Origin of the sequence: Rhodobacter flavimaris, from assembly GCF_021378075.1 — a bacterium.
GTDB lineage: Bacteria > Pseudomonadota > Alphaproteobacteria > Rhodobacterales > Rhodobacteraceae > Rhodobacter > Rhodobacter flavimaris.
Window position 1 is genome coordinate 247,843 of the sequence record NZ_JAJUOS010000004.1, and the last position, 10,697, is coordinate 258,539.

Below are 10,697 nucleotides of genomic sequence, written 5' to 3' on the forward strand. Positions count from 1 at the left end.
GGGAAGGGCTAACCAGTGAAACTGATCATTGCAGCAATCAAGCCGTTCAAGCTCGAGGAGGTGCGCGAGGCGCTCACTTCGATCGGCGTGCGCGGAATGATGGTGACCGAAATCAAGGGCTTTGGGGCGCAGTCGGGCCACACCGAGATCTATCGCGGTGCGGAATACGCTGTGAACTTCGTGCCGAAGGTGAAGCTCGAGATCGTCGTGGCCGACGCTCTGGCTGACGAAGTCGTCGATACCATCCTCAAGTCGGCGAAGACCGACAAGATCGGCGACGGCAAAATCTTCATTCTCGACGTCAACCAGGCGGTCCGCGTCCGCACCGGCGAAGCCGGCGACGACGCGCTCTAAGTAACGCTCAGGGGAAGTGAATCAATGAAAAACCTCTCGAAAATCACGGGCTTGACGGCAGCGGCGCTGCTGGCTGCCCTGCCCGCCTTCGCCCAGGAAACCGCGGTCGCCGCAGAAGCTGCCGCCGACGTAATGGACAAGGGTGACGTGGCCTGGATGATGACCTCGACGGTCCTCGTTCTGTTCATGACCATTCCGGGCCTCGCGCTGTTCTACGGTGGCCTCGTGCGCGCCAAGAACATGCTGTCGATCCTGATGCAGACCACCGTGATCGCCGCCATGATGATGATCATCTGGGTGATCTACGGCTATTCGTTCGCCTTCGGTGGCGGCACCTCGCCGTTCTGGGGCGGCCTTGGCAAGCTCTTCCTTTCGGGCGTTTCGGTTGACTCAATGTCCGCCACCTTCTCGGAAGGCATCGTGATCCCCGAGTTCCTGTTCCTCGCCTTCCAGATGACCTTCGCCGCGATCACCCCGGCACTGATCATCGGCGCCTTCGCCGAGCGCATCAAGTTCTCGGCCGTGCTGCTGTTCTGCGCACTCTGGGGCACGCTGGTCTATTTCCCGGTCGCTCACATGGTCTGGGACGGCGCTGGCCTGATCTTCAACTGGGGCGCCATTGACTTCGCTGGCGGCACCGTTGTGCACATCAACGCCGGTATCGCCGCTCTGGTCGGCTGCATCGTGATCGGCCCGCGCGTCGGCCTGGGCAAGGACATGATGGCTCCGCACTCGATGACCCTCACGCTGGTTGGTACCGGCATGCTGTGGGTTGGCTGGTTCGGTTTCAACGTCGGTTCGAACCTCGAAGCCAACGCTGGCGCGACGCTGGCCATGATCAACACCTTCATCGCCACCGCCGCCGCGGCCCTGGCCTGGAGCGCGATCGAAGCCGTTGCACGTGGTAAGGCCTCGATGCTGGGCGCTGCCTCGGGCATCGTCGCCGGTCTCGTCGCCATCACCCCGGCCTGTGGTACCGTCGGCCCGATGGGCGCGATTGTCCTGGGTGTGATTGCTTCGCTGATCTGCTACTTCTTCGTCGCCGTTGTGAAGAACAAGTTCGGCTACGATGACAGCCTCGACGTGTTCGGCATCCACGGTATCGGCGGCATCACCGGCGCGATCCTCGTGGGTATCCTGTCGGACCCGTCCTTCGGTGGCACCGGCCTGTTCGTGGAATCGGGCTCGATCGTTGATCAGGTGTTCGTGCAGATCAAGGCTGTCGCTGTGACCATCGTGTGGTCGGGTGTGGTTTCGTTCATCCTCTTCAAGCTGGTGGACATGCTGATCGGCCTGCGCGTCTCGACCGACGAAGAGCGTCAGGGCCTCGACCAGACCTCGCACGGCGAAAGCGCCTACCACATGTAATCCCTGCGGGATTGGACATCGAAAGGCTCGGGGGTTCCCCCGGGCCTTTTTCATTCAATCACGGCGGCCTCTGCGGCGGCATGAGGATCGGGGCGGCGCAGAACGAAGGTCAGCGGCAGGGCGGCCAGCGTCACCCACATCATCGCCTTGAAGTCATCGACATAGGAAATCATCAGCGCCTGCACCGTTACCATCCGCTCAAGCAGGTAGGCGGCCGTTCCCGGCGCGTATCCCGCAAGCCCGCCCGAGCCGAGCGCGTTGAGATTCTCGGTCGTCAGTGCCGAGGCAAGCTCCGAATGGTTGATCGAGGTGTTGTGCGTCAGCAGCACCGTCACCAGCGAGATTCCGATGGACGAGCCGATATTGCGCACGAGGCTGAAGAGCGCGGTGGCATCGCCGCGGAACTGCGCGGGGATGGTGGCGAAGGCGACCGTAGAGAGCGGCACAAAAACAAGCCCCAACCCCAGACCCTGAACGAGGCCGGAAACCACGATCAGCGTGGCATCCATCTGCGGCGTGAAGCGGGTCATGATGTCAAGCGACAGCACCGTCAGCAGCAGCCCCGCCGCGACCAGCTTGCGCGGGTCGACCACGCGTACCAGCTTGCCCGCAAGGATCATTGAGACCATCGTGCCCACCCCACGCGGGGCCATCACCATGCCGGTCGTGATCACCGGATAGCCGAAGATCGTGGACAGCATCGGCGGCAGCAGCGCCAGCGAGGCCAGGAGGATGATCCCCACGATGAAGATGAAGACAAGGCCCGTGACAAAGTTGCGGTCGGCAAACATGCGCGGGTCGAGGAACGGATGCTCCTTGCCCATGATCCAGATGACGAAGCACCAGAAGCCGGTCAGCGCGACGGCGGTCTCGATCCAGACCTCGGTCGATTCGAACCAGTCCACCTCGGCGCCGCGGTCGAGCATCAGCTGCAGCGCGCCGACGCCAAGCGCAAGGAAGGCAAAGCCCGCGAAGTCGAAGCGGCGGATGCGGCGCGCCATGTTTGGCAGATAGGCCATGCAGCCTGCCAGCGCGATCGCGCCAAGTGGCACGTTGATGTAGAAAACCCACCGCCAGTTCAGCGTTTCGGTCAGATAGCCGCCGAGCGTCGGGCCGATGATCGGCCCCACCATGATGCCCGCCCCCCAAAGCGCCATCGCCTGCCCGTGCTTTTCGCGCGGGTTGATATCCAGCAGGAAGGTCTGCGACAGCGGCACGATGGCCGCGCCGAAAACGCCCTGCGCCATGCGAAACAGCACCATCGTCTCGAGGCTCCAGGCGATACCGCAGAGCATCGAGGTCAGCACGAAACCCGCGACCGAGGCAACGAAGACCTCCTTGCGGCCAAAGCGTTCCGACAGCCAGCCCGAGAGCGGCGTCACGATGGCGGCGGCCACGATATAGGAGGTCAGCACCCAGTTGATCGTATCCGACGAGGCGCCAAGGTCGGCGCGCATCGAGGGCAGGGCGACGTTGGCGATCGTGGTGTCGAGCACCTGCATGATCGTCGCCAGCATCAGCGAAAGAGTGATCAGCCCATGGTGCTTGATTTCACCATGGGCTGCGTGCGCAGGGGTTGCGGACATGGATCAGTGCTCCGAAACCGTTCCGGCATGGGCGAGGATCGCGTCGAGCCGCGTCTCGGCATGGGTATCGACGGTGACGCTGGCCGAAAGGCCCGCACGCAGATCGGCGGTTTCGGCGGTCTCGGTCAGGCGCAGTCGCACCGGCACGCGCTGCGTGACCTTCACCCAGTTGCCGGTCGCGTTCTGCGCAGGGAGCAGGGCGAACTCGGCCCCGGTGCCTGCACCCACGGCCTCGACCACGGCGTCATATTCGCGGCCCGGGAAAGTATCGAACTCGATTTGAGCCGTCTGGCCGGGGCCGAGGTTCTCGATCTGGGTTTCCTTGAAATTCGCCTCGACCCAGATGTCGCCGGTCTCGACCAGCGTGAAAAGCGATGACCCTTCCGAGACGAACTGACCCGGCTTGAACGAGGCGGCCTTGTAAATGACGCCATCTGCGGGCGCCTTCACCGTGGTCAAGCCAAGGTCATAGGCCGCCTTGTCGCGCGCCACGAGGGCCGCGCGCACGGTCGGGTGCGCGTCGGTCTCAATCCCCGCATCGCCGCCAAGCGCAGCTAGCGCGGCCTGCACGGATTGCTGCGCGGCGGACAGGGTTTCGTTGGCGGCACTCGCGGCATGGCGCGCAGCATCCAGCGCCGAGCCGGTGCCCGCGCCGCGACCGGTGATCTCTTCCTGCCGCTTGAGTTCCATCGCCAGGTAATCGGCCGTGTCCTGCGCCACTTTCTCTTGCGCCAGTGCGACCTGGTAGGCGGCGCGCAACTGCTCGACGCCCAGGCGGGCTTGGGCCAGCGCGGCCTCGGCCTGCGCCAGGGCAAGCTGGTAGGGCTGCGGGTCCACGGTGAACAGCGCCTCGCCCGCTGTCACGCGGGCATTGTCATGCACGAAGACCTCGGTCACGCGGCCCGACAGTTCGGAGGCCACCGAGATGCGCGCGATCTGGATATTGGCGTTCTCGGTCGTCTCATAGCGCCCGGCGTCAAGCCACATCCAGCCCCCGCCCAGCACAAGGGCAAGCGGCAGCGCGGCCATAAGGAGTTTCTTCGGTTTCTTGGGGGAGATCTCAGCGGACATGGTCATTCTCGGACAGGTTGGCAATGAGGCGGCGGAGGGAGGAGAACAGCGCCTCGGTTTCGGATTGGGAGAAGCCGCTCAGGGTGCGGGCATAGAGGTCATCGGCGATGATGCGGGCCTGCGGCAGGATTTCTTGCGCCTTCTCGGTCAGTTCCACGATGCGGATGCGGCGGTCGTTCGGGTCCGGGCTGCGGGTGACCCAGCCTGCGTCCTCCATCCGGTCCACCATGCGCGAGACTGAGATCGGCTCGATCTCCAGCAGTTCGGCCAAGCGGGCCTGGGGCAGCGGGCCATTGCGCAGCAGATGCACCAAAAGCCGCCACTGGGCAGAGGTCAGGCCGTGATCTGCGGCCAGACGTTCGAACTCGCGCCGGATCAGGCGGGTGGCGTCGTGCATCAGAAAGCCAAGGCTTTCCTTCTGGATCTCGGAGCAGTTCATTGCGGCCTCACGGAAGATGAGCAGCGATATTATAAGCAGGCTTATAAAATCAAGAATGACGCGACGGCAATGAAAAACGCGGGGGCGTTGCGGCCCCCGCGTTTCAAGTCGTTTCAATGTGTTGGCGGATCAGACGCCGGCGTCAATGATGGCGCGGGCCAGCAGCGGCACGGTTTTGGCGTTGAGGCCCGCGATGTTCAGGCGCGAATCGCCGACCATGTAGATCGCGTTATCGACGCGCATCTTCTCGACCTGCTCGGGGCTGGCACCGATGCGCGAGAACATGCCGCGGTGCTTGGCCACGAAGTCGAACCGGTCCGAGTTCGACAGCTGGCGCAGTTCGGCCGCAAGCGCCTCGCGCAGGCCGAGCATACCGTTGCGAACCTCTTCCAGTTCAGCCTCCCAATCGGCGCGCAGCGCCGGGTCGGCCAGCACCATGGTCACCAGGCGCGCGCCGTGATCGGGTGCGAAGGAATAGGTCTGGCGGTTCAGATAGGCCAGCGTGCCCTGCGTGACCTCTTTCGAGGCCGCGTCGGACAGCACCATCAGGCAGCCGGTGCGCTCGCGGTAGATACCGAAGTTCTTCGAGCAGGAGGCCGCGATCATCACCTCGGGCAGGCGCGACGCGATCAGGCGGGTGCCCGCGGCATCGGCCTCGAGCCCGTCGCCGAAGCCCTGATAGGCAAGGTCGATCATCGGGATCGCGCCCTTGGCCTCAAGCAGATCGGCGACGGTGCCCCATTGCTCGATCGTCAGGTTGGCGCCGGTCGGGTTGTGGCAGCAGCCGTGCAGCAGAACCACGTCGCCCGCCTTCACGCCCTCAAGATCCGCCATCATCGCGTCGAAATCGACCGAGCGCGAGGCCGCGTCGAAATAGCGATAGAGTTTGTAGTCCTGCTTCATGAAGGACAGGATCGACAGATGGTTCGGCCAGGTCGGGTCCGACACCCAAATGGTGACATCCGGGTTGGCCATGCGCGCGAGCTCAAAGCCCATGCGGCAGGCGCCGGTGCCGCCCACGGTTTGCAGGGCCGAAAGACGATCCTTCGGATAGTCGGCGCCAAGCACCATGCCCGCCATAGCAGCGTGGAATTCAGGCTCACCGGCCAGCGCGGTATAGGTCTTGGTGGTTTCCTTGTCCCAAAGCTGCTTCTCGGCGGCCTTGATCGCACGCATCACGGGCGTGCGGCCCTCGGCGTCCTTGTAGACACCGACGCCGAGATCGACCTTGTCCGTCCGGGGGTCGGCGCGGAACATGCCCATCAGCGCCAGGATCTTATCCGGCGCCTGCGGCTTGAGAGAGTTGAACATCATGCTTCTCCGGTTGCGACCTTGAGGTCGTTATACATGCCCCATTCGGCCCAGGCCCCGTCATAGACCGACCAGTCGCGATGGCCCAGACGTTCCAGCGCCAGCGCAAGGATCGCGGCGTTGACGCCCGAGCCGCAGCTGCATATCGCGGGCTTCGACAGATCCACCTTGGCGGCCTCGAAGACCGCGCGCAGATCTTCGGGGGATTTGAGCGTATTCGCCGGGGTCAGCAGATCCATCCACTGGACGTTCTTCGAGCCGGGAATATGGCCCTGGCGCAGGCCGGGGCGGGGTTCGGGATCGATGCCGATAAAGCGGCCATGGGCGCGCGCGTCGATGATCTCGTAATCGCCCAGCTTCGATGCATGGGCGACCTGCGTGACGTCCTTGATCAGGCTGGCCTGACGCTGGACGGTGATGTGGCGGTCGCGCATGACCGGGGGCAGATCCTCGATCTCGCGGCCCTCGGCCTGCCATTTCGGCAGACCGCCGTCGAGCACGGCGACATCGGTCTTGCCCATCAGGCGGAAGGTCCACCACACGCGCGGCGCCGAGAACACGCCCACCTGATCGTAGATAACGACCTGATGGCCGTCGCCGATGCCCATGGCCCGCATCCGCGAGACGAATTTCTCGACCGGGGGCGCCATATGCGGCAGTTCCGAACGCGAATCCGCGATCTCGTCGATATCGAAGAACCGCGCGCCGGGGATATGCGCGGCATCATAGCCGGCCTTGGCGTTGCGCGGGTCGGTCGGCAGGAACCATGTGGCGTCAATAATCCGCAGATCCGGGTCGTGCAGATGCGCCTCGAGCCAGTCCGTGGAAACAAGGGTTTTAGGATCATCCATCGCCATTGCGCGCCCTCCGTTTGCTTCAACGTCCTTAGCCTCAGAGGGCCGAGGGAGGCAAGAGTTCTGGGGGCTGCAGGAACGAAAAGCGGCCCGGAACTGTCTCAGGATCAGCTGTGCTGCTTGAGCAGACGCTGTTTCTGGCGGTTCCAGTCGCGCTTGGCCTCGGTTTCGCGCTTGTCGGCCATCTTCTTGCCCTTGGCGATGCCCAGAAGCAGCTTCACCCGACCCTTGTCGTTGAAATACATCTTGAGCGGCACGATCGTCATGCCCTCGCGCCCGATCGCCTGCCACAGGCGCGACAGCTCGCGCTTGGAGACCAGCAGCTTGCGGTGACGGCGTTCCTCGTGCCCGAATACGCCCGCCTCTTTATAGGCGGCGATGTAGGAGTTGATCAGCCACAGCTCGCCATTCTCGACCGAGGCATAGCTTTCGGCGATGTTCGACTGCCCGGTGCGCAGCGATTTCACCTCGGAGCCGGTCAGCACGATGCCCGCCTCGAGCGTGTCCTCGACGGCATAATGGTAACGCGCCTGCCGGTTTTCGGCGATCAGCTTGGAATTGGGATCGGACTTCTGGGCCATGGTCGCACCGAGATAGGGCAGGGCAGGGCATCTGTCCAGTGCGACAGCGTGGGTCTTGACCGGCGCGCCCCGCAGCGTATAGGCGCGATTCAGGGAGAGATCGCATGTTTCTACAGGTGTTCATCGGGTCGGTCATGATGATGATGACCGTGGTCATCGCCGCCCTCAGTGCCTGGGGGATGGAGTGGGCGCTGTCGCGTTCGCGCTTCTGGCTGCTGCGCGAGCCGCATCGGCCCAAGCTGATGCTGGTGGTGCTGATCACCGCGCTCTGGGCTTTGATGATGGTCACGGCGGGGGTCTGGCTTTGGGCCTTCTGTTTCCGCGCGCTCGGGATCTTCATTACCATGGAGGCGGCGGTCTATTTCGCGCTCGTGTCCTACACTACGCTTGGCTACGGCGACATCCTGCTGACGCATGAATGGCGTATCCTCGGGGGGATGGCGGCGGCCAACGGTCTGCTGAACATCGGCCTGCTGACCGCGCTTCTGGTCGAGGCGCTGCGCCAGGTGCGCCTGAGCCAGTTGCAGGCGCACCTTAAACGCGGCGACGGCTGAGCTTACGGATCGAGCATCAGCGCCTCGGCGACGATACCGCCGAGCATCTCCTCGACCATGTCCATCGCGCCCTCGGGGTAGTCGCGGAACCCCACGGTGATCAAGCCGGGCCGCTCGGGCGTCTCATAGACGAAGATGTTGTAGGGGCAGAACTGCACGTTCGTCGGGTCGATCTCCATCACCGCGCGCGACACTTTGGCCGAGCAGAATGAGAAGACATCGGCCCCGGTGAAGATCACCTTGTCCGAGCCGACATCTTCGCGTGTGCGCTCCAGCATGTCGCCGGTATGGCTGATGTGATCGACAACAAGGCCCGCGCCGATGATCGCGTTCTCGACCGCGAAGGTGACGCTGGCGAAATCGTCCTCGACCTCCCAACTATGGGCCTCTTGCGCTTGCGCGGCGCCCGCGAAGGCACAGGCCGCGATGGCGGCCAGTATCGGGTGTTTCATGATTTCTCCCTTCTCCCTGCCGCCGGAGCGGCCTTCGTATTCCATTTTTAATATATTTATGCGGTCTGGGAAGGGGTAACAATCGCGCTAGCTGTGTAACGGCGGGCCTGTTCAGAACGTATTCCCTTTATAGTCCCGACAGGAGGAGCCCCGATGGCACATGAATGCGCGAAACTGAACTGGTCCGACGTGACCCCCAAGGCCCAATTCCTGCAGCGCCGCTCGCTGCTGGTCGGGATCGGCGCAAGTGCCGCCCTTGGTGCGCTGCCCGTGCAGGCCAAGATCGCGGCGCGGCCCTCGGCCTATTCGACCGATGCCAAGCCCAATACTTTTGAAGAGATCACCACCTATAACAACTTCTATGAATTCGGTTGGGACAAGTCTGACCCGGCGCGCCATGCGGGCAAGCTGCGCACCGATCCCTGGTCGGTCGAGATCGGCGGTCTGGTCGAACGCCCTGGTAGCTATGCGCTGGAAGACATTCTCAAGAACGTGACGCTGGAGGAGAGGATCTACCGGCTGCGCTGCGTCGAGGCCTGGGCGATGGTGATCCCTTGGATCGGCTTCCCCTTGGCCGATCTGCTGAACCGCGCGGGCGTTCAGCCCGGTGCGAAATACGTGGCGTTCGAAACCCTCCTGCGCCCCGAGGAAATGCCGGGCCAGCGCGGCGGTGGAATCGACTGGCCCTATGTCGAGGGGCTGCGCCTCGATGAGGCGATGCATCCGCTGACCATTCTCGCCTCGGGTCTTTACGGTGAAGAACTGCCCAAGCAGAACGGCGCCCCGCTGCGGCTGGTCGTGCCGTGGAAATATGGCTTCAAGTCGATCAAGAGCATCGTCAAGATCACCCTTACCGAAGCCGAGCCACGCACGACTTGGAAATCACTCCAGCCGCGCGAATACGGGTTCTACGCCAATGTGAACCCGGAAGTGGATCACCCCCGCTGGTCCCAGGCGACCGAGCGCCGGATCGGTGCGGGCCTCTTCGCCAAGCGTGAACCGACACTGATGTTCAACGGCTATGCCGATGAGGTCACGGGTCTCTACGCAGGGATGGATCTGCGGGTGAAATATTGATGCTGGTGTCGACGGTGAATGGCAGCCTGCGCCGGGTCTCGCCCGGCTGGATCTATCTTGCGGGATTGATCCCGTTGGCATGGATCGTCTGGCTTGCGGTCTCTAACGGGCTCGGCGTCGATCCGGTCAAAGAGATCGAGCACCGTTTGGGCAAGGTGGCCCTATGGTTCCTGATGGGCGGGCTGGCCATTACGCCCGCGCGCCGGTTTTTCGGTTTGAACCTGATCCGCTACCGTCGCGCGATCGGTCTGATTGCCTTCTTCTATCTGTGCCTGCACCTGGCCGCTTGGGTCGTTCTCGACATGACCCTGCTGTGGGAGCAGGCCCTGCGCGATCTGGTCAAGCGCCCCTATCTCTATCTTGGCCTCGCGGGGTTCGTGTCACTGATCCCGCTCGCGGCAACTTCGAACAACGCTTCGGTGCGCAAGCTCGGGCGGAACTGGCGGCGGCTGCATTGGCTGGTTTACCCGGCCGTGGGGTTCGGAGTGATTCACTACTTGATGCAGATGAAGGTGGTCTCCACCGAAGGATGGGCTTGGGCGGCGGCCTTCACGGCGCTGATGGCGGTGCGAGTCACCGCCCGGGCCTTCCCAACTCGCCGCTGATACCCCGATTCCTGCACTCAGGCCCCTTGGGGGAGAGGGGCATGCCGTCTGCGGATGGCTGGACGGGTCTAGCAGGCATTTTCTTTTCCCAACGAAACAAGGGGATTTGAGTGATTGAGTGAGAAAAGTTTGAGATTTTTGAAAAAGGGCCTTGCGGAGTTTGGCGGTGATCCGTAAATAGCCCCTCACCGACGCGGCAGACGCTGCAACGGGACGCCGGAAGGGGTCGCAAGACACTGGAAAGCAACGAAAAATTGGAGATGGGTTGGCTAGCGGCGCCGCAAGTGATGAGGCGCAACTGGTTGATTTTGTTTCCTGGCTCTTTGACATTGATGGATATCTGAAGAGATATGCGGGCGGTTTGGTCGGTTTCGACGTTTAACCGTAGCATATCGGGTCACTAGGTTTCGGCCGATGATGTGATTGTCAGCTTCACTGTTTGTGA

The 10,697-nt window shown here is 63.1% G+C and carries 12 protein-coding genes; 5 read left to right on the forward strand and 7 right to left on the reverse strand.

Annotated features, from left to right (window positions below; genetic code table 11):
- The first annotated feature begins 15 nt into the window (after window positions 1-15).
- Window positions 16-354 (forward strand): P-II family nitrogen regulator, encoded by a 339-nt coding sequence (locus LZA78_RS07695; protein ID WP_233676353.1) that lies wholly within the window; start codon window positions 16-18, stop codon window positions 352-354.
- A 24-nt stretch (window positions 355-378) separates the two neighbouring features.
- A complete protein-coding gene (locus LZA78_RS07700) occupies window positions 379-1,722 on the forward strand; it encodes an ammonium transporter (RefSeq protein WP_233676354.1) in 1,344 nt (447 codons plus the stop codon).
- Window positions 1,723-1,772: 50 nt separating this feature from the next.
- Here the strand turns inward: LZA78_RS07700 and LZA78_RS07705 are convergent, their stop codons facing one another.
- The 6 genes from LZA78_RS07705 to smpB all read right to left on the reverse strand — a co-directional run bounded on the left by LZA78_RS07705 (window position 1,773) and on the right by smpB (window position 7,564).
- Window positions 1,773-3,308 carry a DHA2 family efflux MFS transporter permease subunit gene (locus tag LZA78_RS07705; protein ID WP_233676355.1) on the reverse strand — a complete coding sequence of 512 codons (1,536 nt, stop codon included), beginning with the start codon at window positions 3,306-3,308 and terminating at the stop codon, window positions 1,773-1,775.
- Window positions 3,309-3,311: 3 nt separating this feature from the next.
- Complete coding sequence (locus tag LZA78_RS07710) at window positions 3,312-4,385, reverse strand: HlyD family secretion protein (protein WP_233676356.1); 1,074 nt, start codon at window positions 4,383-4,385, stop codon at window positions 3,312-3,314.
- Complete coding sequence (locus LZA78_RS07715) at window positions 4,369-4,818, reverse strand: MarR family winged helix-turn-helix transcriptional regulator (protein ID WP_233676357.1); 450 nt, start codon at window positions 4,816-4,818, stop codon at window positions 4,369-4,371. The genes LZA78_RS07710 and LZA78_RS07715 overlap by 17 nt, the downstream gene beginning before the upstream one ends.
- Window positions 4,819-4,947: 129 nt before the next feature.
- The gene (locus tag LZA78_RS07720) at window positions 4,948-6,129 is read right to left on the reverse strand and encodes an amino acid aminotransferase (protein WP_233676358.1); all 1,182 of its coding nucleotides are present in this window, start codon (window positions 6,127-6,129) and stop codon (window positions 4,948-4,950) included.
- The gene (gene sseA / locus LZA78_RS07725) at window positions 6,129-6,986 is read right to left on the reverse strand and encodes a 3-mercaptopyruvate sulfurtransferase (protein ID WP_233676359.1); all 858 of its coding nucleotides are present in this window, start codon (window positions 6,984-6,986) and stop codon (window positions 6,129-6,131) included. The genes LZA78_RS07720 and sseA overlap by 1 nt, the downstream gene beginning before the upstream one ends.
- Window positions 6,987-7,090: 104 nt before the next feature.
- Window positions 7,091-7,564, reverse strand: coding sequence for an SsrA-binding protein SmpB (gene smpB, locus LZA78_RS07730; protein ID WP_233676360.1), 474 nt, complete (start codon window positions 7,562-7,564; stop codon window positions 7,091-7,093).
- Between the two features lie 104 nt (window positions 7,565-7,668).
- Here smpB and LZA78_RS07735 point away from each other — a divergent pair, with 104 nt between their 5' ends.
- Window positions 7,669-8,118, forward strand: a complete 450-nt coding sequence (locus LZA78_RS07735) for an ion channel (RefSeq protein ID WP_233676361.1) — start codon at window positions 7,669-7,671, stop codon at window positions 8,116-8,118.
- Window positions 8,119-8,120: 2 nt separating this feature from the next.
- Here the strand turns inward: LZA78_RS07735 and LZA78_RS07740 are convergent, their stop codons facing one another.
- Window positions 8,121-8,570, reverse strand: coding sequence for a DUF302 domain-containing protein (locus tag LZA78_RS07740; protein WP_233676362.1), 450 nt, complete (start codon window positions 8,568-8,570; stop codon window positions 8,121-8,123).
- A 153-nt stretch (window positions 8,571-8,723) separates the two neighbouring features.
- On the opposite strand from LZA78_RS07740, the gene msrP reads away from it, so the two are divergent.
- Both msrP and msrQ read left to right on the forward strand, forming a co-directional pair.
- Entirely contained in the window at window positions 8,724-9,647 is a 924-nt protein-coding gene (gene msrP / locus LZA78_RS07745; RefSeq protein WP_233676363.1) for a protein-methionine-sulfoxide reductase catalytic subunit MsrP, read from the forward strand.
- Window positions 9,647-10,252, forward strand: a complete 606-nt coding sequence (gene msrQ / locus LZA78_RS07750) for a protein-methionine-sulfoxide reductase heme-binding subunit MsrQ (RefSeq protein WP_233676364.1) — start codon at window positions 9,647-9,649, stop codon at window positions 10,250-10,252. The genes msrP and msrQ overlap by 1 nt, the downstream gene beginning before the upstream one ends.
- The last annotated feature ends 445 nt before the right edge of the window (window positions 10,253-10,697 follow it).